18 protein-coding genes and 1 tRNA gene are annotated in these 21,652 nt (G+C 54.2%); 14 read left to right on the top strand and 5 right to left on the bottom strand.

The window, feature by feature from the left end:
• Positions 1–16 precede the first annotated feature (16 nt).
• Both metG and DPRO_RS06165 read left to right on the top strand, forming a co-directional pair.
• Entirely contained in the window at positions 17–1,969 is a 1,953-nt protein-coding gene (metG, locus tag DPRO_RS06170; protein ID WP_097011264.1) for a methionine--tRNA ligase, read from the top strand.
• 123 nt (positions 1,970–2,092) lie between these two features.
• Positions 2,093–2,878, top strand: coding sequence for a hypothetical protein (locus DPRO_RS06165; protein ID WP_157917379.1), 786 nt, complete (start codon positions 2,093–2,095; stop codon positions 2,876–2,878).
• 2 nt (positions 2,879–2,880) lie between these two features.
• Here DPRO_RS06165 and DPRO_RS06160 read toward each other — a convergent pair whose 3' ends face one another.
• From DPRO_RS06160 to DPRO_RS06150, 3 genes are all read right to left on the bottom strand, one after another.
• Entirely contained in the window at positions 2,881–3,837 is a 957-nt protein-coding gene (locus DPRO_RS06160; RefSeq protein ID WP_097011262.1) for a YbgA family protein, read from the bottom strand.
• Positions 3,838–3,844: 7 nt separating this feature from the next.
• A complete protein-coding gene (locus DPRO_RS06155; protein ID WP_097011261.1) occupies positions 3,845–4,795 on the bottom strand; it encodes a YbgA family protein in 951 nt (316 codons plus the stop codon).
• Positions 4,796–4,969: 174 nt separating this feature from the next.
• The gene (locus DPRO_RS06150; protein WP_097011260.1) at positions 4,970–5,254 is read right to left on the bottom strand and encodes a FeoA family protein; all 285 of its coding nucleotides are present in this window, start codon (positions 5,252–5,254) and stop codon (positions 4,970–4,972) included.
• A 402-nt stretch (positions 5,255–5,656) separates the two neighbouring features.
• Between DPRO_RS06150 and carB the strand changes: the two genes are divergently transcribed.
• From carB to DPRO_RS06115, 7 genes are read left to right on the top strand one after another with little or no spacing between them, the layout of a single operon-like run.
• Positions 5,657–8,893, top strand: a complete 3,237-nt coding sequence (carB, locus tag DPRO_RS06145; RefSeq protein WP_097011259.1) for a carbamoyl-phosphate synthase large subunit — start codon at positions 5,657–5,659, stop codon at positions 8,891–8,893.
• 26 nt (positions 8,894–8,919) lie between these two features.
• Positions 8,920–10,335 carry an amidophosphoribosyltransferase gene (purF, locus tag DPRO_RS06140; protein ID WP_097011258.1) on the top strand — a complete coding sequence of 472 codons (1,416 nt, stop codon included), beginning with the start codon at positions 8,920–8,922 and terminating at the stop codon, positions 10,333–10,335.
• A gap of 14 nt (positions 10,336–10,349) precedes the next feature.
• A complete protein-coding gene (locus DPRO_RS06135; RefSeq protein WP_097011257.1) occupies positions 10,350–11,357 on the top strand; it encodes a KpsF/GutQ family sugar-phosphate isomerase in 1,008 nt (335 codons plus the stop codon).
• 23 nt (positions 11,358–11,380) lie between these two features.
• Positions 11,381–11,944: a YkgJ family cysteine cluster protein gene (locus DPRO_RS06130; protein WP_097011256.1), complete on the top strand. Its 564-nt coding sequence runs from the start codon at positions 11,381–11,383 to the stop codon at positions 11,942–11,944.
• Between the two features lie 5 nt (positions 11,945–11,949).
• Positions 11,950–14,295: a penicillin-binding protein 1A gene (locus DPRO_RS06125; RefSeq protein ID WP_173806746.1), complete on the top strand. Its 2,346-nt coding sequence runs from the start codon at positions 11,950–11,952 to the stop codon at positions 14,293–14,295.
• 14 nt (positions 14,296–14,309) lie between these two features.
• Positions 14,310–15,092 carry a PhzF family phenazine biosynthesis protein gene (locus tag DPRO_RS06120; RefSeq protein WP_097011255.1) on the top strand — a complete coding sequence of 261 codons (783 nt, stop codon included), beginning with the start codon at positions 14,310–14,312 and terminating at the stop codon, positions 15,090–15,092.
• A gap of 9 nt (positions 15,093–15,101) precedes the next feature.
• Positions 15,102–15,443, top strand: coding sequence for a phenylpyruvate tautomerase MIF-related protein (locus tag DPRO_RS06115; RefSeq protein WP_097011254.1), 342 nt, complete (start codon positions 15,102–15,104; stop codon positions 15,441–15,443).
• A 59-nt stretch (positions 15,444–15,502) separates the two neighbouring features.
• Here the strand turns inward: DPRO_RS06115 and DPRO_RS06110 are convergent.
• Both DPRO_RS06110 and DPRO_RS06105 read right to left on the bottom strand, forming a co-directional pair.
• Positions 15,503–16,734 (bottom strand): IS3 family transposase gene (locus DPRO_RS06110; RefSeq protein ID WP_097010824.1). Its coding sequence is split into 2 segments (ribosomal slippage): positions 15,503–16,380 and positions 16,380–16,734, totalling 1,233 coding nucleotides; the frame shifts between segments, so codons are not numbered across the junction.
• Between the two features lie 105 nt (positions 16,735–16,839).
• Positions 16,840–18,822, bottom strand: a complete 1,983-nt coding sequence (locus tag DPRO_RS06105; protein ID WP_097011253.1) for a peptidase U32 family protein — start codon at positions 18,820–18,822, stop codon at positions 16,840–16,842.
• Between the two features lie 12 nt (positions 18,823–18,834).
• Between DPRO_RS06105 and DPRO_RS06100 the strand changes: the two genes are divergently transcribed.
• The 5 genes from DPRO_RS06100 to DPRO_RS19955 all read left to right on the top strand — a co-directional run bounded on the left by DPRO_RS06100 (position 18,835) and on the right by DPRO_RS19955 (position 21,584).
• Positions 18,835–19,620, top strand: a complete 786-nt coding sequence (locus tag DPRO_RS06100; protein ID WP_097011252.1) for an iron-sulfur cluster-binding protein — start codon at positions 18,835–18,837, stop codon at positions 19,618–19,620.
• 12 nt (positions 19,621–19,632) lie between these two features.
• Complete coding sequence (locus DPRO_RS06095; protein WP_097011251.1) at positions 19,633–20,550, top strand: dihydroorotate dehydrogenase; 918 nt, start codon at positions 19,633–19,635, stop codon at positions 20,548–20,550.
• A gap of 73 nt (positions 20,551–20,623) precedes the next feature.
• A tRNA-Ser gene (locus DPRO_RS06090) sits at positions 20,624–20,715 on the top strand.
• Positions 20,716–20,925: 210 nt separating this feature from the next.
• Positions 20,926–21,333 carry a hypothetical protein gene (locus DPRO_RS06085; RefSeq protein WP_097011250.1) on the top strand — a complete coding sequence of 136 codons (408 nt, stop codon included), beginning with the start codon at positions 20,926–20,928 and terminating at the stop codon, positions 21,331–21,333.
• An 80-nt stretch (positions 21,334–21,413) separates the two neighbouring features.
• The gene (locus DPRO_RS19955; protein ID WP_157917378.1) at positions 21,414–21,584 is read left to right on the top strand and encodes a hypothetical protein; all 171 of its coding nucleotides are present in this window, start codon (positions 21,414–21,416) and stop codon (positions 21,582–21,584) included.
• Positions 21,585–21,652: the final 68 nt, after the last annotated feature.

Genomic DNA, 21,652 nt, shown 5'->3' with positions numbered 1-21,652 from the left:
GATAAGGAGATTCAGTTTGAAGCCTTTTTACATTACCACTCCCATTTTCTACGTGAACGCCAAGCCTCACCTGGGGCATGCGTATAGTGCCATTGTGGCCGATTCGATAGCGCGTTTTCATCGACTCATGGGCGAGGATGCCTATTTTCTTACAGGTACGGACGAGCACGGAGATAAAATCGTGCAGGCAGCCGAGGGCGAAGGAAAGTCACCACAGGAATACGTTGATACCATCAGCGCCTTGTTCCGCGACCTGTGGCCCAACTTGAACGTTTCCAACAACGATTTCATCCGGACAACGGAACCTCGCCACAAGAAAGTCGTTCAGGACATCCTTCAAAAGGTTTACGACTCCGGGGATATCTACTTCGGTGAATACGGCGGGCACTATTGCTTTGGCTGTGAGCGTTTTTATACCGAGAAAGAACTGGTGGACGGAAAATGCCCGGACCACCAAACCGTGCCTGAATATATTGCTGAGAAGAACTACTTCTTCAAAATGTCGAAATATCAGCAATGGTTGAAAGAGCATATCACCAATAATCCTGATTTCATTCGCCCCGAGCGGTACAGAAATGAAGTCATGAGCCTTCTTGAATCCGGCGAATTGGAAGATCTGTGTATCTCCCGTCCGAAATCCCGCCTGACATGGGGTATCGAGCTGCCCTTTGATGAAGAGTACGTAACCTATGTCTGGTTCGATGCACTCATCAACTACATCACTGCTCTGGATTACCCCGAAGGCGAGAAGTTCGAGAAATACTGGCCCAGCGCCAACCATCTCATCGCCAAGGATATCCTCAAGCCCCACGCCATTTTCTGGCCCACAATGCTCAAGGCCGCAGGTATCGAACCCTACCAGCATCTCAACGTGCACGGCTACTGGCTGGTCAAGGATACCAAGATGTCCAAGTCCATCGGCAACGTTGTTGAGCCGCTGGCCATGAAGGACACTTACGGCCTGGATGCGTTCCGTTATTTCCTGTTGCGCGACATGGTCTTCGGTCAGGATTCCAGCTTCTCCGAGGAAGCCCTTGTCGGTCGCCTCAATGCTGAACTGGCAAATGATCTCGGCAACCTGTTCAACCGCACGGTCTCCATGACCCACAAGTATTTCGGTGGCGAGATTCCTCGTCCCGATATCGAAGACATCGAAGAAGCCGAAATCAAGAAGCTCGGTCAGGAAGCCATGAAAGCATTCCAGGACCACTTTGGGGAAATGCGTTTTTCCCGCGGTCTGGAAGGGCTGTGGGAACTGGTGCGCGGCCTGAACAAGTACATTGATGCCACCGCTCCCTGGACTTTGTTCAAGAACGAAGACATGGGACGTCTCTCCACAGTGATTTATGTCCTGCTGGAGAACATGCGCAAGATCGCTGTCCACCTGTGGCCGGTCATGCCCGAAGCCAGTGAGAAAATGCTGTCCCACCTCGGGATTGCCTTTGATTCCGAGAAGGTCAACCTGCCCAAGGAATTGGATGTCTGGGGACTGCTCGAATCCGGTACCCAGGTTGCCAAGACCTCCACTTTGTTCCCCCGTGTCGAGCTTCCCGAGGCCAAGCCTGAAGCGGAATCCGGGAAAAACGGAGCAAAAGGGAAAAAGCAGAAAAAACAATCCAAGAAAAGCGGACAGGACGAGGTGCCGACCATCGAGTTTGAAGATTTCCAGAAAATCGACATGCGCGTTGGAACCGTCAAGGAAGTCGAGAAGCATCCTGATGCTGATCGTCTGCTGTTGGTCCGGGTGGATACAGGCGATGACAAGCTGCGACAAGTTGTTGCAGGTATTGCCGATTTCTTCTCCCCGGATGATCTTGTCGGCAGGCAGGTAGTAGTGGTTGTGAACCTGAAACCACGCAAACTCCGCAAGCAGCTTTCTCAGGGAATGATCCTGGCTGTGAAGCATGGCGACTCCATGGAACTGTTGACTCCTTCCGGCGAGGTTCCTCCTGGAAGTAAAGCAAGTTAGAATATATTCGCTGTACGTATCAAAGGCCCGTCGTTATCGACGGGCCTTTTTGTTTGGCAAAGTCTTTGCAAATGCAGCTTCGAGCCGTCAAAAAAACAAACTCGTGTCGGCTCGGGGTGGATAATGAAATTACGATTATTGACTCGTCGAACCATGGGGAATGGCTCGGCGAAGTACACCGGAGCAGGTATTGTCACATCATCGGAAGGGGGGAGCCTTGCGGATGTGGCGGTCGAGATTGCTCATCATGACTTGCAGTGTCTTATCTTTCAGGATGAGGCTCTGTTTCGGGATGAGTTGAGCGCTATCTCGTTTTGTAGCGAGATGCGTACGTGTAAAATCAATGTGCTCTGGAGCGCACGTCTTGACTCCTTGCCTACCCGAGTCCAGTTGCATGCAATGCGGCTTGCCGGATGCCAGCATCTGGAGCTGAGTTTGCCAGTTGAAGAGGCGGATCAGGCGTATGACCTTGTGAGAGAATATGGTTTCGACATGACGCTTCGACACCCGGACGGCACTCCATATGCGGTTGATGTGCCGGACTATACAGTCGCGGAGCGGGAAGCTGTGTGTGGTATCTTTCCTGATCTCCATACAGCTCAGTTCGATTTGGCCGTGGCCTATTTCAAGGCGCGACGTTACCGAGATGTGATGCTGCCATTGGCGAAATCCATGACACTCGGGTTCCCTGCCAACGAACTTTGTCTGAATTTGCTGGCCTGCCTCAGTGCTGCCAAGCATTATCCGGAAATGGCGGCAGGCTTGCTCAAGCAGGCCCGCTACGGCAACAGTCACCCCGTTGTCGATAAAAACGCCGACACCCTTCGGTCCTGGGTCCGAAATGGTGGCGACGTTCGGGGCATCCGGCTTCTGTTGGAACCGGCACGCGCATCACTGAAAATGGCATAACATCAGGCGTGATTACGGAGTTTCAGCTCCAGCGGGTGCGGGTTCAGGTAATATTGTTCCTTCAAATACGCGACATCGTACTTGCGGACATAATGGTTCATGAGCGTGACCGGAACAATGAGGGGCACCAGATTGTTTCGGTAGTTCTCTATGATTTCGAGACATTCCTGCTTTTCATCACCTGTAAGCATCTTTTTGAAGTAGCCGAGGATGTGCATGAGAACATCCACGTTCTTCTTGATGGTCGGCTTGAGCGATAGCGCTTTGGCAAGTCGAGCATGATACTGATCAAAGAGCGTTTCGATGCCGAGGTTCTTCCCATCAGCCACCAGTTTGCCGAGTTCTCTGTATCCCGCCACATCATGCGAGCGAATCAGCATCTTGTGGCGTGAGTGGAAATCGATAAGCCCTTTCATGGTCTTGCCTTCGTCTAACAGCTTGTTCCAGCGGTGTTCAACAAAGATGCGCTCGATAAAGTTGGAACGCAGCCTAATGTCGTGCATTCGTCCGTCGTCTTCAACCGGCATCAGCGGAAAACGGTCCATGAACATGCCGGCAAACAGGCCAACCCCGGCATAGCTGACCGGCTGGCCGCCTTCTTCTGGATAAATCTTGATTCGTTCCATGCCGCTGGATGGCGATTTGGCTTTGAAAATAAAACCGCAAAGCCGCTCATCCGCGAGCTTATCCAGGGTGCCTTCAGCCCATTGGCGCATGGTATCAGTCCAATCCTTGCCGCTTTGCCTTCCTACCAGACGTGGATTCTCGGGCGTGCCTACCAATCGTACGGCTTCACGGGGGACAGGCATGCCGCACCCGACTTCCGGGCACACAGGACGAAATTCCAAATAGTCGGCTAGGGTGCCGGTTAAGTGCTTCGCCAGGGCCGATTGGCCGTCATACCGAACGTTTTCACCAAGAAGGCAGGCGCTGATGCCTATGCGGATACGATCTTTCATGATGGTCCTATAAATGGTTGAGAAGTTTTAGTTCCGTGCTGTCCGGATTGAAAAACAGCTGTTGCAACAAGTATTGTTTGTCATGCTTGCGAGCAAAATGATTAATAAGCGTCACAGGGATGAGTAGCGGGATTTTCCTAGCCTTGTACGCATTGATCTGTGCCGTCAGGTCCTGCTTGTCACCTTTGTCGAGCTCCTGCTTGAGATAGCTGATTGCGTGCATGAGCACGTCGGCATTTTTTCTTGGCGTGGCTTTGAGCTTGAGTGACTGAAACAGGAGTGTGGCATAGGTGTCGAAAATTTCGTCAACATTGAAAACGGAGCTTTCTCCGAGCAATCGGCATAACTGTCTGTAGCCTTTCAGGTCGTGGGCGCGAATGATCAATTTGTGGCGGGTGTGAAAATCAACGAGGTTCCCGATTTGCATGCCTTTGTTAAGCATGTCCCTCCATCTGCTGAGTATAAAGACCCGGCGAACGAAGTTTTCTCGTGCGATGGGATTGGTGAGGCGCGAAGCCGTTTCAATAGGCAGAAGAGGGAAGTGCTCGACAAGTTTTCGAGTAAAGTATCCGGTGCCACGTCGAGCCGGTTTGCCGATAGTCGAATGGATGGTTGCCCGTTGTAGGCCGCAGGAGTTCGAGTCGCTTTTCAGAATGAAGCCGTCAAGATGCTCGGATTCGAGATCGGGCAGCACCTTGTGGCACCAGCGGTCCATCCGTTGCGTCCAGTCTTCCCCAGAGTCGCGACCGATAAGGCGAATGTCTCCGGCGCAATCAATCTGCCGTACTTCTTCTCGGGGGATACCCATGCCACAGGCCAACTCCGGGCACAGCGGAACGAACTCCACATATTTGGCCAGTTCTTCGGCAGCATGCAGGTCTCGGGCATGGCCGCCGTCACGGCAGACCTTCTCTCCCAACAGGCAGGCACTTATTCCGATTTTGATAGGAAGGGACATACGTTACGCTCCTCTGGTTCCTGTTTTGGAGCGTATCATTCTCGCAGATCAATTCAAGTGGAAACAGGTTATAAGATGACAAAAGCGATATTTGGCGAGTGAACAGGGGGAGCAATAGGAAACGCCCTGGCTGTGAGGGGCAGGGCGTTTGTAAAAATATGTGTTGTCAGTTGGTTAGGATGCTTTCATGTGCTGGGTCGGGCAGCAGTCGCAGTGCGGTCCTTCCGACGCTTCGTTCTCGACTGCCAGGATTTTTTCAGCCAGTCCGCAGCATAGGACCACTTCGGATCCCCGTACTCGAACACGGCAGCCACTGTGGTCTTCGGCCAGAACTTCCACGGGACAGCCGGGAGTCATTCCAAGTGCCAGCATTCGGGAGCGAGCTCCTTGTCCGCCGTTAATGTCGGCAACACGGACCACACTCCCGGACGGGTAATGGGTCAACGGTTTTTGTGTCATAGCTTCCCTCAAAGTTTGTTGAGGTTGAGAATAAGTTTCAAGATCGACACTGTCAACGGAAAAGAGGAGATTCGCTAAGTGGGTGTTCGGGAGGGGAGGAGGAGAGGCTAACATGGCTGATTGAATGGCAGAACTGCGGTAAGTCATGGACGCTATCCTCGGTATAATACCGGCATTGTCATGAGGGGCTAACACGTTTTGGCAACTGGTAAAACAAAGTAGGGATGTCGAGGATTCGTCTTGGTTCCGTATGGGAATCGTCATGTTTTTGCATTGCGTTTCGGCGCATAACACTATATGTAATCTGCTTGTCCGGCGGGTGGCGGCGTTGCCTGGCTGGACGGACGAGCTAACTGTTTTTCCCGACCTGAAAAATGCCGTAACTTCAACTTTTCATAAAGAATGCCGAAACGCACAGACATCAAAAAGATCATGTTGATCGGGTCCGGCCCTATTGTTATCGGGCAGGCCTGCGAGTTCGACTATTCGGGCACCCAAGCACTCAAAGCCCTGAAAGAAGAAGGGTACGAGGTTGTTTTGGTCAACTCGAATCCTGCGTCAATCATGACCGACCCCGAGTTGGCGGATGCCACCTACATAGAGCCTATTGAGCCGGAAACCGTAGCCCGAATCATTGAGAAAGAGCGTCCCGACGCTCTTTTGCCGACTTTGGGGGGACAGACCGGACTGAATACGGCATTGGCCGTTGCCGACATGGGCATCCTTGAAAAGTTCAATGTGGAACTGATCGGTGCCAACATCGAGGCCATCAACAAAGCCGAATCGCGTGAAGAATTTCGACAGGCCATGGAGAACATCGGCCTGGGCATGCCGGAATCCGGCATTTGCCGAAACATGGACGACGTGCGTGAGTGGGGGCAGAAGATTCCGTTCCCGATCATTGTTCGACCCGCCTATACGCTGGGCGGTTCCGGTGGTGGCGTTGCTTACAACATGGAGGAGCTGGAAGAAATCTGCTCCAACGGCCTTGCTCTTTCCATGAAAAGCGAAATCATGCTCGAACGTTCCATCCTCGGCTGGAAGGAATACGAGCTTGAGGTCATGCGGGACAAGAAGGACAACTGTGTCATCATTTGTTCCATCGAAAACCTCGACCCCATGGGTGTGCACACCGGTGACTCGATCACGGTCGCTCCGGCACAGACCCTGAGCGACGACGAGTATCAGCGCCTGCGTGACGCATCGCTGGCCGTCATGCGTGAGATCGGCGTTGAGACCGGCGGTTCCAACGTGCAGTTCGCCGTCAACCCGGAAGATGGTGAGATCATCATCATCGAAATGAATCCGCGTGTGTCCCGTTCGTCGGCTCTGGCTTCCAAGGCCACCGGGTTTCCCATCGCCAAGATCGCAGCCAAACTCGCTGTCGGTTACACCCTGGACGAAATACCCAACGACATCACTCGCGAGACCATGGCTTCCTTTGAACCGGCCATTGACTACTGTGTCATCAAGATCCCCCGGTTCACCTTTGAGAAGTTCCCCGGCACCGAGGACTATCTCACCACAGCCATGAAATCCGTTGGTGAGACCATGGCCATCGGCCGAACCTTCAAGGAAGCGCTCCAGAAAGGGCTACGCTCCCTGGAGACCGGTCACATCGGTCTGGGCAAGCGCTTTGATACCTGTGATATCGACAAGTCTGAAGTGCTCAAGCTTCTGCGCCGTCCCAACTCCGAGCGCATTTTTGCCCTGCGCAATGCGCTCCGGTGCGGCATGACCGTCGAAGAGGTGCATGAGGCCTGCAAGGTCGATCCGTGGTTCCTGCATCAGTTCGTCGAAATATTTGAGATGGAACAGCGCCTGATCGCATTCGGCAAGTCCGAAGGCGTCGGTGCAGATGTCGAGGGCATGGAAGACATGCTCCGCGAGGCCAAGGAATACGGCTATTCCGATGCGCAGCTTGCTGCCATGTGGCGGACCAGTGAAGACGCTATCCGAACCATGCGCAAAGAGCTTGGTGTCGAGCCGACCTACTATCTCGTCGATACCTGTGCTGCCGAGTTTGAGGCGTATACCCCGTATTACTACTCGACCTATGAAACCGGTCAGGAGAACAAGCGTGACGACATCAAGAAGATCGTCATTCTTGGTGGTGGTCCCAACCGGATCGGGCAGGGAATCGAATTCGACTACTGCTGCTGTCACTCCTCCTTCACGTTGAAGGAACTGGGAGTTCAGTCGATCATGGTCAATTCGAACCCTGAGACCGTTTCCACCGACTACGATACCTCGGACAAGCTCTACTTCGAGCCGTTGACTTTCGAGGATGTCATGAACATCATCGACTTTGAAAAGCCCGATGGAGTCATCGTCCAGTTTGGTGGCCAGACTCCGCTCAACCTTGCCATCCGGCTGATGAACGCAGGCGTGCCTTTGATCGGTACCAGCCCTGACGCCATTGACCGTGCCGAGGATCGCGAGCGCTTCAAGCAGTTCCTGAACAAGCTCAATCTCAAGCAGCCGCCCAACGGAACGGCCATGTCCATGAGCGGAGCCCGCGAGATCGCCGAAAACCTCGGCTTCCCGCTGGTGCTTCGTCCTTCCTACGTCCTCGGTGGACGTGGAATGGACATCGTCTACTCCATGGACGAATTCGAGCACTACTTCCGTCACTCCGCACGGGTCTCGCCCGAGCATCCCACGCTTATCGATAAATTCCTCGAATACGCGATCGAAGTGGATGTTGATGCGTTGGCTGACGGTGACGATGTGTACATCGGCGGCGTCATGGAGCACATCGAAGAAGCGGGCATTCACTCCGGTGATTCCGCATCGGTTCTTCCTCCGTACTCCCTCAGCCCGGAACTCATCCGCGAGATCGAGCGGCAGACCATTGCCATGGCCAAAGAGCTTGGCGTTGTCGGCCTGATGAACGTGCAGTTCGCCATCAAGGACGGCGAAGTGTACATCATCGAGGTCAACCCGCGCGCTTCCCGTACGGTGCCGTTCGTGTCGAAAGCCACCGGCGTTCCGCTGGCAAAGCTCGCCACACGCGTCATGCTGGGCGAGAAGCTCAAGGATCTCGATCCCAAGAGCATGCGCAAGCGCGGACACGTTTCCGTCAAGGAGTCCGTGTTCCCGTTCAGCCGCTTCCCCAATGTCGACATCCTTCTCGGGCCTGAAATGCGCTCCACCGGTGAAGTCATGGGTATCGATCCGAGCTTCGGCCTTGCCTACATGAAATCGCAGCTGGCTGCAGGACAAAAGCTGCCCACAGGCGGAACCGTCTTCATGTCGGTCAACGATTGGGACAAGTCCAAAATTGTACTGGTGGCAAAAGACTTCCTGGCCATGGGCTTCGAGGTTGTTGCGACCGGAGGCACCGCCGACTTCCTCATCGAAAAGGGTGTGGATGTCCGCAAGGTCTACAAAGTACACGAAGGACAGCGGCCGCATGTGGTTGATCACATCAAAAATGGCGACTTCGATCTGGTCATCAACACGCCTTCCGGAAAGAAGACTGTTGGTGATGCCAAGATGATCCGCCAGAACACCTTGCTGTATGACATTCCCTACACCACCACGGTGGCGGGTGCCCGGGCCATTGCTCAGGCAATTCACGAACTCAAGGAGACAGGCCTCAAGGTCGAGTCCCTCCAAAAATACTACGGCCAATAAGCGCCTTCATTGACGAGAGAGACGGCATGAAAAAAGAGTATTGCGGATTATTCGGTATCTACGGCAGCAAAGAAGCTGCCAGAATGACCTACTTCGGACTGTATGCCCAGCAGCATCGTGGGCAGGAGTCCGCGGGTATTGTTACCTGGGATGGCGAAAAGATTCGTGAGCAGAAGGGAATGGGCCTGGTGGCGGACGTGTTCAGCGAACGCCACCTGAGCAAGGAACTCAAGGGCAATATCGCCATGGGACACATCCGGTATTCCACAACCGGTGCTTCCCTGATCAGAAATGCGCAGCCCTTTATCGTTCGCCACGGCAACCTGCGATTGGCGTTGGCGCATAACGGCAACCTCGTGAACACCTATGAGTTGCGTCGTGAACTGGAGCAGAACGGCTCCATCTTCCAGACCACCATGGATACGGAAGTTATCGCCCACCTCATCATCAAGTTCCTGCATGAAACGGATTCCATTGAAAAGGCCATAGCTGAAGCGTGCAAGCGCATCCGCGGCGCTTTTTCCATGTTGATCCTGGCCAATGACAAGCTCATCGCCATCAAGGACCCCAATAGCGTCCGTCCTCTGGCTTTGGGGCGCGTAGGTGATTCCTACGTCTTTGCTTCGGAGACCTGTGCGTTCGATCTGGTGGAGGCCGAGTACCTCCGTCCGCTCAATCCCGGGGAGATGATTGTCGTCCAGGACGGGAAGATGTCGAGCACGCACTACTGCGATTCCCAGCCGAAACGCCAGTGTATCTTCGAACTCATCTACTTTGCTCGTCCCGACTCCACTGTTTTCGGTGATGTCGTCTATGAACGCCGCAAGGCCATGGGTGCCATGCTCGCCAAGGAAGCCCCGGTCGATGCCGACTTTGTCATGCCGTTCCCTGATTCAGGGAACTACGCTGCTGTTGGGTATTCCCAGGAATCCGGTCTGCCGCTGGAGCTGGCGATGATCCGCAACCACTACGTGGGCAGAACATTCATTCAGCCTTCGCAGGACATGCGCGATTTCTCTGTTCGAGTGAAGCTCAATCCGGTCAAATCCATGGTCCAGGGCAAACGTATCGTCATTGTCGAGGACTCCATCGTTCGCGGCACGACCATCCGTGCCCGTGTGAAAAAGCTTCGCGAACTCGGCGCTCGGGAAATTCACCTGCGTGTCAGTTGCCCGCCCATCAAGCATCCATGTTATTACGGCATCGACTTCTCCTCAAAGGGTGAACTGATTGCCGCAAATCACAGCCCCGAAGATATCGCGCGCTTCCTCGGCATTGAGTCGCTGCACTATCTGACCATCCCCGGTCTGGTGGATTCCGTGACCGCAGACGATGCCTGGTGTCTCGCCTGTTTCGACGGTAATTATCCCATTCCTCTGGCAGACAAGATGGGCAAGGATTGTCTCGAAGCCACTCCCGGGATCATCAAGGAATACTGTTAACGGAGCATCACCTGATGGAATGCACCTCTGCCAATAATGACTGGCTGAAACTGGCTCGTGACGTACTGCAAACTGAAATCGAAGGATTGCAGTCGGTCAGTCAGCAGCTGGGACCTTCGTTTGAAAAGGCCGTGACGGCCATGGCCCAATGTACCGGGCGCGTGGTCGTTACCGGCGTTGGCAAATCCGGCCTTGTCGGTCGAAAGATTGCGGCTACATTGTCGAGCACCGGAACGCCTTCCTTTTTCCTCCATCCGGTGGAAGGGGCGCATGGCGATATGGGCATGCTCAGGGATGAGGACGTCATCCTCGCCCTGTCCAATTCCGGCGGCACGGATGAGGTTAATGCGATCATCCCGACGCTTAAGGCCATCGGGGCGACCGTTATCTGCATGACCGGTAATACGGCCTCGGCCATGGCTGAGCTGTCGGACATCACCATTCAGGTCAGCGTTCCCAAGGAAGCCTGCCTTATCGGGCTGGCTCCCACGGCGTCCACCACTGCACAGTTGGCAGTGGGGGATGCGCTTGCGGTCTGCCTGATGGAGTGGAAGTCCTTTGGCCGTGATGATTTCAAGAAGTTTCATCCGGGTGGTTCACTCGGTCAGCGATTGGCATCCTGCGTGGATCAACTCATGCACCGCGACAACTTGCCGACGGTCAGCGTGGATGCTTCGTTGAAAGATGCGTTGGAAATTTTGAATGCCGGAGGCCTTGGTCTCGTGGGCATTATTGATGAAAACGGTCTGCTTGAGGGCGTGTTTACGGATGGCGATGTGCGCCGCGAGGTGTGCTGTGGTCCCTTTGACCTGAACCGTCCGGTGGCGGAAGTCATGACCCGAGGCCCGAAGCGGGCTACGGTGGGTGAATCCTCGGCTCATGTCCTTGATGTGATGGAGCAGAATGAGATAACAGTTCTGCCAGTGGTCAATGATGATGGCGCACTGGTGGGGATGGTCCACCTGCATGACCTGCTGGGCAAGGGCGCTCTGCGTTTTTCCGGTTCCGGCCCGGCCAAATAAGCCGCCTTGTGGCGGGAGAATTCATGACTCTGACCCAAGTGGGCGATAGCGATGTTTGCAGACGGTGTTCCTTGCAGGGCCCCACGTGCTGCCGCATTGCCACCGGTCAGGAGGAATTCTGCTTCCCGCTCTCACAGATAGAGAAAGAGCGGATTCAGGAGCACGTGCCGCATACCGGCGGTTTTGTCCTGTCACCCAATTCCAAGGCATTTGTGGACTACGTATGCCGGTTGTTCCCCGGTGAGGAAGAATTGGTTCGCGAGCTGTTTCCTGAAGGAAAAGAGCATTTTCGTCTTGCCGTGGACACCATGGGCGCCTGTCGTTTTCTCGGTCCGGAAGGGTGCGAGATTCCCAAGGAAGCCCGCCCGTATTACTGCCGCCTGTTTCCTTTTTGGATGGTCGGTTGTGATGTCATATTTTTTGATTCTCCCATCTGTCTGGCCAGACGGGAGGAACGGACGCTCATTCGGATGCTGCGTTCGTTGGACATGAATAAAGCCGATGTGAAAGACCTGTACGGACGATTGCGTCTGGTATGGGGGCTGCCGCCGACCAAAGGGGCGTGCAAGGTTAACAAAGGTTTCTGATATCTATGAAAATATTGAAAATTCTGCTTGTGGTGTTTCTTGTCTGTGTGGTGCTCGGTGTTGGCGGTGCCATAGGCCTGTATCAATGGGCTTCCAAGGATTTACCCGGATTCAAGAACATTACCGACTATAATCCGTCGCTGGTTACTACTGTTTATGCCAAGGACAATCAGGTCCTCGGGTACTTCTATAAGGAAAAGCGTTTTCTGGTCACCCTCGATCAGATGTCCGAGTGGGCGCCAAAAGCATTTCTCGCAGCGGAAGATGCAAGCTTTTACGAGCACGACGGTGTTGATATCACCGCTATTGCCCGCGCTTTTGTTGCCAACGTCAAGGCTGGACGCACCAAGCAGGGCGGCTCCACCATCACGCAGCAGATCATCAAGCGCCTGCTCCTGACTTCTGAGCGGAGCTACCGACGCAAGCTCAAAGAGGCCATCCTTGCCTTCCGGTTGGAGAATTATCTGACCAAGGATGAAATCCTCACCATCTATCTCAATCAGATTTATCTGGGCGCCCGTTCCTATGGAATTGAGGCTGCTGCCCGTTCCTATTTTGCCAAGCATGCCAAGGACCTGACCATTGCTGAATCCGCCATGCTGGCCGGTTTGCCTCAGGCTCCCAGCCGTTACAATCCCTACCGTAACTGGGAGCAGGCCAAGCTTCGTCAGCGCTACGTATTACAGCAGTTGCGTAATCTGCAATGGATCACCCCGGAGCAGTATGAGGAAGCCATGGCTGAGGAGATTGAGCTCAAGGCCATGCCTGATCCGTCCTGGGGTGTTGGGGCGTACTATCTCGAAGAAGTACGTCGCTGGCTCATCGAAGAGTTTGGCGAAGAGGCCGTGTATCACGCCGGTCTGACTGTCACGACTCCCTGTGATCTCAAGCATCAGGAAGCAGCCGAGAAGTCTGTGCGACGTGGCTTGCTCAATTCCGCCAAGCGCCGTGGTTGGATCGGACCAGAGGCCAATGTCAGTCCGGCCGATGCTGCCATCATATTGGATGAAGGGCCGCAGGATACGGAAAATTTACTGGAAAAGTCCGATCCGTTTAAAGCGTATGTGGACAAGGTCCAGAAAGATACTGTTTATGTCCGGTTTGGTAAATTCAAGGGAATTATTCCCATCAAGAATCTCTGGTGGGTTCGCGAGCCGGATATCAAGAAAAGCCATGAAGATGTGCCCAACCCGACTGATGCCCGCAAGATTCTCAAAAAGGGTGATGTTGTATGGGCCACGGTGGACAAGTCTCCCGAGAAACCCGAAGGCACGTGGGTTCTCGACCTTGAGCGGATGCCCGAAGTCGAAGGAGCGCTGGTTTCTGTAGAGCCGAAAAACGGTGAAGTGGTAGCCCTAGTCGGTGGCTATTCGTTCCATAAAAGTCAGTTCAACCGCGCCACTCAGGCCAAGCGCCAGCCCGGTTCCGCTTTCAAGCCTGTGGTATATTCTACAGCCATAGACAGCGGCTTGACTCCTGCAAGCATGTTGCTCGATGCGCCGATTGTTTACGCCGATGATGAAAAGGGCAAACTGTGGCGTCCCGAGAACTTTGAAGGCACCTATGAAGGGCCGACATTGCTCCGCACGGCCCTTGTCAAATCCAAGAACCTCGTCACCATTCGTGTGGCGCAGAAGATCGGCATCAGGCGGATCATTGACCGAGCCAAGGCGTTGGGTCTGGAAGCTGATTTCCCGGAAGATTTGTCCGTGGCGCTCGGTTCAGGTGTTGTGACACTCTACAATCTCTGTGAAGCCTACACGGCCTTTGCTCGCGACGGTTCCTACATCAAGCCGCGCACCGTGCTGTCCGTCAAGTCAGCGTGGGGCGAAGAAATGTATAAGTCCGAGCCCGAGACTGTCGATGCCATCAGCCCGCAGACCGCATACATCATGGCGACGCTCATGAAACACGTTGTCCAGAATGGCACCGGCTGGCGAGCCAAGGTCCTCGGAAGACCTGTGGCGGGTAAGACCGGCACGTCCAACATGGAACAGGATGCCTGGTATATGGGCTATTCTCCCTACCTCCTCACCGGTGTTTTCGTTGGCTTTGATCAGCTCACACCCATGGGTAAATGGGAGACCGGCTCCCGTGCGGCCAGTCCCATCTGGGTCATGTACCGCAAAGAGGTGGAAGAGGATTATCCGTACGAGGACTTCCCCCAGCCTCCGGGAATTGTTATGGTCCGTGTAGATGGGGACTCCGGCAAGCTGGCATCGCCAAGCTCCAAGCGTGACTACTTCCTTCCCTTCAAGGCAGGAACAGAGCCCACGGAAATGGCGCCGGATACTTCCAGCGGTCAGGATGTTCCCGCATCGGCTGACGACTTGTTCAAGCAGACATTTTAACACAAGGGGGAACCATGGAACTGGAAATCTATCAGGTGGACGCATTCGCCGAAGAGGTTTTCAGCGGTAATCCTGCAGCGGTTATCCCTTTGTATGAGTGGCTGTCCGACGAGTTGATGCAGCATATCGCTGAAGAGAACAATCTGTCCGAGACCGCTTTCTTCGTCCGCAAAGGCGAGTACTTCGAATTGCGCTGGTTCACGCCGGAAACCGAAGTTGACCTGTGTGGTCATGCCACGTTGGCAAGCGCCCATGTCATCTACGAGTTTCTCGATTACACCGATCAGGCCGTTGTCTTTGAGACCAAAAGCGGCCGTCTTTTTGTGGACCGTGACAACGGACGATACTCCATGGATTTCCCGGCATGGGGCGTGCGAGAAATACAGGTGACCGAGCGGGTGTCCGATGCCCTCGGTGTTCGTCCTGATTTACTGTTCATGGGCAAACGCGACATGATGGCCGTGTTTGAGGATGAACAGACTGTTCGGGATCTCAAACCTGATTTTGCCAAGGTTGTTCAGCTCGATGGCGTATGCATGATCTGCACGGCTCCGGGCCTAGATTACGACTTTGTTTCCCGCACCTTTGTGCCTGAAGAGGGCATTCTGGAAGATCCGGTTACCGGTTCTGCCCACTGCACGCTCGTTCCCTACTGGGCTGCCCGCTTGGGTAAAGATTCCCTGATTGCGTATCAGGCATCCCGACGCGGTGGGGTTCTGGAATGTGCCAATCTGGGCGACAGGGTGAAGATCGCCGGACAGGCCGTGACGTACATGAAAGGAACCATCACGCTATAGGGAGGCTGCATGCCGCTGATCAAAGTGGAGACCAACGTTTCGCTGGATGAGCCTGTAAAAACAGCTCAGCATTTTTCTTCTGTTGTGGCGGATATGCTGGGCAAGCCCGAGTCCTATGTCCTGACCATCGTTGAGCATGACAAAACCATGCTGTTCGGCGGTGAGGACAGCCCGGCCGCCTTTGTTACACTTGACTCCATCGGCCTGCCGGAAGATCGTACCGAAGAGTTCTCTGCAGCTTTGGCTGTGGTGATACAGCAGGCTCTCGGTGTAGCGTCCGAACGCGCGTACATCTCTTTCGGTTCCATTGAACGGCACCTGTTTGGGTGGAGTGGCAAGACGTTCAAATAATCGACTGAATTTTAGTGTGAGCCGTCCTGAAATAGGTTGACGGTTTTTGAAGGTTTCAATCAGGCTGTGGGGCTAGCCCCACAGCCTGATTCGTGTACATCGTTTGGCGTTCTCATTCCTAGGCTGAGATGTGGCCGTTGTGAATTGTATATCTCAACGGATTCCCTCACCAGGGTATTGAGCTCTGCAAAGTCGTTGCATTTGGTGACCATGAACTCTTGCTTCAGAATTCCATTCATCCGTTCCGCCAAGGCATTTTGATAGCAGTCATAGCCATCTGTCATGGAAGGAACCATGCCGGATTCCTGGAGTTTTCTCTGGTAGACCGAAGAAGCGTATTGGAGTCCTCGATCTGAATGGTGAATTGTATTCACCCTCCTTCGCTTGTTTTCAACTGCCGCGTCCAGCGCTTTGGTTGTGCTTTCCGCACTGAGATCCCGGCTCACGTTGTATCCCATTATCTTCCGGCTGAATGCATCTGTCACCAGCGACAGATAGCATGTTTGCTCACGTGTATTCACGTAGGTAATGTCGCTTACGAACACCTGCTCAGGACATCTCGGTTGAACATCTTTCAACAAGTTGGGATGCTTTTTTAGCCAATGCTTCGAGTTGGTTGTCTTTGTATAGTTTTTCCGTCGCTTGATGAGCATATGCTCTCGCCGCAGCAGGGAAAACAACCCATCACGTCCGAGCCTGATTCCCTTTGCGGAAAATGCGTCCTTCAACAGGTGGTACAGCTTTCGAGTCCCAAGGCGGGGCATCCTGGTCCGCACGTTCAGGACCATGGCCTTTGCCTCCTGATACATGGCTTCCCGTGCATCATGGCGCTTTTCAGCCTGATACACGGACTGCCGACTGACCCCGAGCTGCCTGCAACAAGCAGACAAGCTTATTTGTCTTTCTCTCTGAAGACTTCGTGCAGCTCGGGGGTAAGCTTTTTTCTTATAGAAGTCCCAAACTCGCGGTCGGAAATCTCAATCATTTTATTGAGAAGCGCGGTCTTGATCTTTTCTTCCTCAAGCTCTTTCTCCAGCCGTTTGATCTTCTGGACCGGTGTTTCTCTGGCTTTTGGGTCTTTTCGGGAATGTACCATGGACTTGCTCCAATCAAGGGTGCCGTGCTTCCTGAGCCACTTCAGCACAGTGCTTCGCCCTTGAATACCATAAAGAGCCTGAGCCTGCTTGTACGTCATCTCGCCCTTTTCCACCTGTGCCACAACCGACAATTTAAAGGCCATCGTGTAATCGCGTTGGGTGCGTCTAACTCGCTGTTTGGATTTGTCTTCCATAAATAGGTCCTCTGGGTGTCAACCTATTTCAGGACGGGACAGTGAATGAAAAAGGGCCACCTGTCAGCAGGTTGCCCTTTTGTTGTTTTGTCGTTAGCTCTCGTTTTACAGGAGCTTCAGCTTCCAGTTGAATGTACTGGTGCGTTTCGGGCGTGGCACGTTTCGCGGCCACTCTTCCTTCATGGTGATGAAGCTTCTGAATCCTACCCGCTCCAGCGTGCGGCGCTCGCCCACAAGATCCAGCTCCCAGCCGGGGTAGAGCCAGTTGTTCTGACCGTGTTTTCGGACAAACAACACTTCGTTCATCGGGGACTTGATGGATTCTTCCATCTTGACGGAATCCGAAAGGAATCGCGCTATGCCGAAGGGCCACAATCCCTTGGTAACAATGCCCAGCGGGATCGGCGGATTCTGGGCCAAGGCCAGGATATCCTCTTCCGGAAGTTCCGGTGCGATGATCGCAGACGAGCATCCCAGGTCCTTGAGGACATTGAGAGCGAGGCGGTTGGACGCGTTGCAGAACGGTCCGGCCACCAGCTTCACGTTTTTTCGATCCTCAAAATACGCAGCCTGCCACGGGGCGTTGATGACAAACTCGCGAGCACCTTTTTTGACGGCCTCACGGATCAGTGAACGATAGCGTTTGTCTTCATCGGGCCAGATAACGGGCGGAAGCCACCACTGGGAGCGTCCCACCTGTGCCTGCGGGGTCTTGCCGATGGTTGGGCGTTCAAGCCAGAAGGCGACCTTGCCGTATGTGCGTCCGCGAGGCGGCGTACGGTACAACGTGACCATTTCGGGTTTGATCTTGGAGCGGGCCGCGGTTTTCGGCCACTTGGGAGTAAATGTCGACTCCTTGCTCTTGGGAGCAGGGAAGAATTCCAACTCACCTTGCAGTTCCTTGATCTGCTTCATCAATTCCGGCTCGCGTCGATCCACAAGAAAGACCTTGGTGCCGGAGGGGATGTGGTTGTTCCCGGGCTTTTTGGAGAACGGGATATCCATGCGTCCGCGCTTTGGTACTCGGCGGCGAATGAAAAGGGTCCGGTGTCCCGGCAGATCTTCATAGCCGATACGTATGGCATCACCCGGATGGAGCGGTTCTCTCGGCTGAAAATACAGCTTTTTCTGATCCCGCTTTATTTCGCCGATCAGGCGTCCCGACCCGGTTTCCTCGCCCGGTGTGATGGGCTGGAAAGGGCGTTGGGGTAGAAATGTCGAGTGGCTTGTCGGACGGCCAAGGGCCTGCTCCAGCAGCTCTACAGCAGTCTTCTTGGCCTGGGCGTCCTTGGGATTGTCCCGAAGCATCTGGTAGGCACGCACCGTGTAGTACACATAGTGGGGGCCCTTTTTTCGTCCTTCGATTTTCCACGCCGCAACCTTGGGGATATCAAGAAGGGGCTTGGTCAGAACATCGAGGGAGAGGTCGGAGCAGGAGAACAGCCGTTGCGCGTGGTTCTTGTCCTGCTTGTACAGACGGCGACAGGGTTGTACACATCGTCCGCGCAGACCGGATTTGCCGCCAAGATAGCTGGACCAGTAGCAGCGGCCGGAAACGCAGTGGCACAACGCACCATGCACGAAAATCTCCAGATCGAGATCCTTGGGGCAGGCGTCGGCCATCATCTTGACTTCATCCAGATTCAGCTCGCGGGGAACAACCACGCAGTTTACGCCCAGCTTGCGGATGGTTTCAAGGCCGCTTGGATGGCTGAGGATGGCAAGGGTGGAAAGATGGACTTCTCCCTTGAAACCGACCTGCCGTGCCAGCTCGACCATGGCCAAATCCTGTACGATGATCGCAAAGGGTTTGACGGTCTGGCCCAGTCGATCGATCAGTCTGCCTGCGGATTCCACATCATTGGGCTTGACCAATGTGTTCATGGCAACATAGGTCTTGGTGCCGCGGTCGCGACCGAGGCTTGCCAGTTGCGCCAGCTCGCTGATAGAGAAGTTGGTGGCCTGCATGCGGGCAGAAAAATGCTTGAGGCCGACATAAACGGCATCCGCGCCCGCAGCCACCGCCGCTAAATAGGATTGCGTGTCCCCCGCAGGGGCCATGATTTCAGGTATGTGTTTTTTGCTCATAAGGGTTTATTTATGTCCTTGAGGAATTGCCGGACTGTAAAAGTATTGGAAGTGTCCCCGGTTGGTCAATTAAAAAGACCAGATGAATTTTTTGAGATTCGGTTGGAGTATCCCGACTGGAGCGGCTGGAAGCCAGGCCAGTTCGTCATGATCCGTCCGACGGGTTGGGAACTTGATATGCTCTGGGCTCGTCCGTTCTCCATCTCGTCCGCCGATGGGGATACCTTGACCCTCTTCATGCAGAAGGTAGGGCGGGGTACATCCCGTCTGGCGACCATGAAGCCCGGTGATAGTGTTACCATTTGGGACCCGCTTGGCAACTCTTTTGCCGTGGAGCCGGATACGCCGACTCTCCTTTTGGCCGGCGGTATCGGAATCGCACCTTTTCGCGGTTATGTCGAGTCCCATCCGAACCCGGAAAACCTGAATCTTTTTCTCGCCCATCGGTTGCCGCTGGAATGTTATCCGTTCGGTCAGCTTTCTGAGCAGGTAAGCGGGCAGTGTATGATTGAGGAAAAGCCCGAAGATCTGGACGGGATTATCGAGACCATGCGCTCCCTGATCAAGGAATACGCTGAAAAAGACGGTTTGATCCTCTCCTGCGGCCCGACCCCCTTTATGCGGACGGTTAAACGTTTCGCCCAGGATTTCGGCGCTCGGGCGCAGGTGTCGCTGGAGAATCGGATGGCCTGTGGTGTCGGTGCCTGTCTTGGCTGCGTAAGCAAGGACGGCAAGGGGCACCATGTGCAGGTGTGTACCAAAGGGCCTGTTTTCTGGACCAGCAACATCGAGCTGTAGGAGCTTTTCCCAATGGATATGAACGTTTCTTTCGGCGGTCTGGATATCAAGAACCCCATCATGACCGCATCCGGTACCTTTGGGTTTGGATTGGAGTTTGCCGCCTACGGCGATCTGAGCAAGCTCGGGGCCATTGTCGCAAAAGGTTTGTCTCTCAAGCCCCGCGAAGGCAACCCCATGCCGCGCATTGCCGAAACGCCCTGCGGCATGCTGAACGCCATTGGCATCCAGAATCCGGGCGTGGAAAATTTCATCACACAGGCGTTGCCCGCTCTCAAGCGAATGGATGTGGCTGTCATCGCCAATCTGTACGCGTGCGATGCGGAGGAGTTCGGTGAGCTGGCAGCAGTGCTTGCCGCTGAAGACGGTGTGGCCGCTCTGGAGGTCAATGTCTCCTGTCCCAACGTCAAGGAAGGGGGCATCGCGTTCGGGCAAGACCCGGCCCAGATCGGCAAGGTCACCGAGGCCGTCAAGAAGCGCGCCGGAGACAAGCATGTCATGGTCAAGCTGTCTCCCAACGTCACGGATATCGTTACCTGCGCCAAAGCTGCCGTGGATGGCGGAGCAGACTCCCTGTCGCTCATCAATACGCTTTCGGGCATGGCAGTGGATATTTACAATCGCAAGCCCCGTATCGCCAATGTCATTGCCGGTCTTTCCGGCCCGGCCATCAAACCGGTGGCTCTTCGCTGTGTGCATCAGGTGGTGCAGGCCGTGGATGTCCCGGTCGTCGGAATTGGGGGCATTGCCTCTGCCGAAGATGCGCTGGAATTCCTGCTGGTCGGCGCGCAGGCTGTGCAGGTCGGTACGGCCAATTTCCTCCGCCCGGACTTCGCGTTCACTCTGGTGGATGAGGTCGAAGCCCTTCTGAAAGAGGTGGGAGCCGGCAGTCTGGATGAGTTCCGGGGTAGTCTGCAACTCCCTCTGTAACAATTAGATAATTTTTCTGTAATTTTTTACTTGCCAAGCTCCGGCAATTTAGTTAGTTACTGCCTCTCAACGCGGAGAGGTGTCCGAGTCCGGCTTAAGGAGCACGCCTGGAAAGCGTGTATCGGGGTAACTCGATCGGAGGTTCAAATCCTCTCCTCTCCGCCACGATAATACAAAGGCTTGCAGCAGATGCTGCAAGCCTTTTTTATTGTGCTGATAGTGGGGCCAGGACTGAGATGGTGAGGGCAAGAGGCATTTCTGCGCGGGCTCGAATATTAGTGTCGTTCTTCCTTGTTGACAAAGCGTGCGGAGTGCGTATCCATTCTTTGATCTGACTGAGCCTGTGCGTTGTACTTCCTTTATTTGGGAAGATGAGTGGCGGTTTCGGTTCTTAACTCGATTTTCAATGAATGGTCGACTCCGGTGAACAAGCATAATTCTACCATATCGCAGCTTTTCGTGCTTCTTTTGTTGGCGGTGTATTTACCGGCAACAATGGTTGGCTGCGGCTATGCGAAGAAGGTGTCTCTGAATGGGGCCGCTTTCTCGGATATTCTTGTTGCCGAATTCGCGGAGTTCACCGAGAGCATTGCCGAGCCGCCGTCGAGAAGCAGTGGCAAACCCGGATTGAGAGATACGGGGGCAGCGCTCAGTCTGGCCGATATTCAGATCAAGGTCATCCGCACGGTTTCTTCCGGTTTCAGTGGTTTTTCCCAGCGTCCTGATATACAATATGAGCCGGGAGCCAAACCCGCTCGTGCTCCTCCTTTGTACACGATATAATAGGAAATTCCTTACTAATGTCACCCGGGCAGTAAGCTGCCGGTGGTGTGCGTAATTCCTTTCGTACAACGGAGGTCAGTATGACCAATCACGATTCTACGGCGGTAAAAGCCGATAATGTGGCTGTGGCTGAAGCGGAAATCGATTACACTCCCAAGAAAATGTCGTTAAAGGACCAATTGCTCTATGGGTCGAAGATGGTAGCTGTCATGGCTGTCTTCTTTGCCATCCTCTGGTTCAACGAACGATAAGACAACTCACCCTCAGTGAGTATATAGGCACGAAAGGCCTTGGTAGAGAGATACTGCCAAGGCCTTTA

The sequence above is a fragment of the Pseudodesulfovibrio profundus genome, from assembly GCF_900217235.1.
Lineage (GTDB): Bacteria > Desulfobacterota > Desulfovibrionia > Desulfovibrionales > Desulfovibrionaceae > Pseudodesulfovibrio > Pseudodesulfovibrio profundus.
Note: the sequence above shows the minus strand (reverse complement) of the source record. Positions and strands in the feature narration are given on the sequence as shown.

Coding starts and splice junctions, on each gene's coding strand:
- DPRO_RS06165 (WP_157917379.1), top strand. CDS start 2,093: ATGAAATTACGATTATTGACTCGTCGAACCATGGGGAATGGCTCGGCG.
- DPRO_RS06160 (WP_097011262.1), bottom strand. CDS start 3,837: ATGAAAGATCGTATCCGCATAGGCATCAGCGCCTGCCTTCTTGGTGAA.
- DPRO_RS06155 (WP_097011261.1), bottom strand. CDS start 4,795: ATGTCCCTTCCTATCAAAATCGGAATAAGTGCCTGCCTGTTGGGAGAG.
- DPRO_RS06150 (WP_097011260.1), bottom strand. CDS start 5,254: ATGACACAAAAACCGTTGACCCATTACCCGTCCGGGAGTGTGGTCCGT.
- carB (WP_097011259.1), top strand. CDS start 5,657: ATGCCGAAACGCACAGACATCAAAAAGATCATGTTGATCGGGTCCGGC.
- purF (WP_097011258.1), top strand. CDS start 8,920: ATGAAAAAAGAGTATTGCGGATTATTCGGTATCTACGGCAGCAAAGAA.
- DPRO_RS06135 (WP_097011257.1), top strand. CDS start 10,350: ATGGAATGCACCTCTGCCAATAATGACTGGCTGAAACTGGCTCGTGAC.
- DPRO_RS06130 (WP_097011256.1), top strand. CDS start 11,381: ATGACTCTGACCCAAGTGGGCGATAGCGATGTTTGCAGACGGTGTTCC.
- DPRO_RS06125 (WP_173806746.1), top strand. CDS start 11,950: ATGAAAATATTGAAAATTCTGCTTGTGGTGTTTCTTGTCTGTGTGGTG.
- DPRO_RS06120 (WP_097011255.1), top strand. CDS start 14,310: ATGGAACTGGAAATCTATCAGGTGGACGCATTCGCCGAAGAGGTTTTC.
- DPRO_RS06115 (WP_097011254.1), top strand. CDS start 15,102: ATGCCGCTGATCAAAGTGGAGACCAACGTTTCGCTGGATGAGCCTGTA.
- DPRO_RS06105 (WP_097011253.1), bottom strand. CDS start 18,822: ATGAGCAAAAAACACATACCTGAAATCATGGCCCCTGCGGGGGACACG.
- DPRO_RS06100 (WP_097011252.1), top strand. CDS start 18,835: ATGTCCTTGAGGAATTGCCGGACTGTAAAAGTATTGGAAGTGTCCCCG.
- DPRO_RS06095 (WP_097011251.1), top strand. CDS start 19,633: ATGGATATGAACGTTTCTTTCGGCGGTCTGGATATCAAGAACCCCATC.
- DPRO_RS19955 (WP_157917378.1), top strand. CDS start 21,414: ATGACCAATCACGATTCTACGGCGGTAAAAGCCGATAATGTGGCTGTG.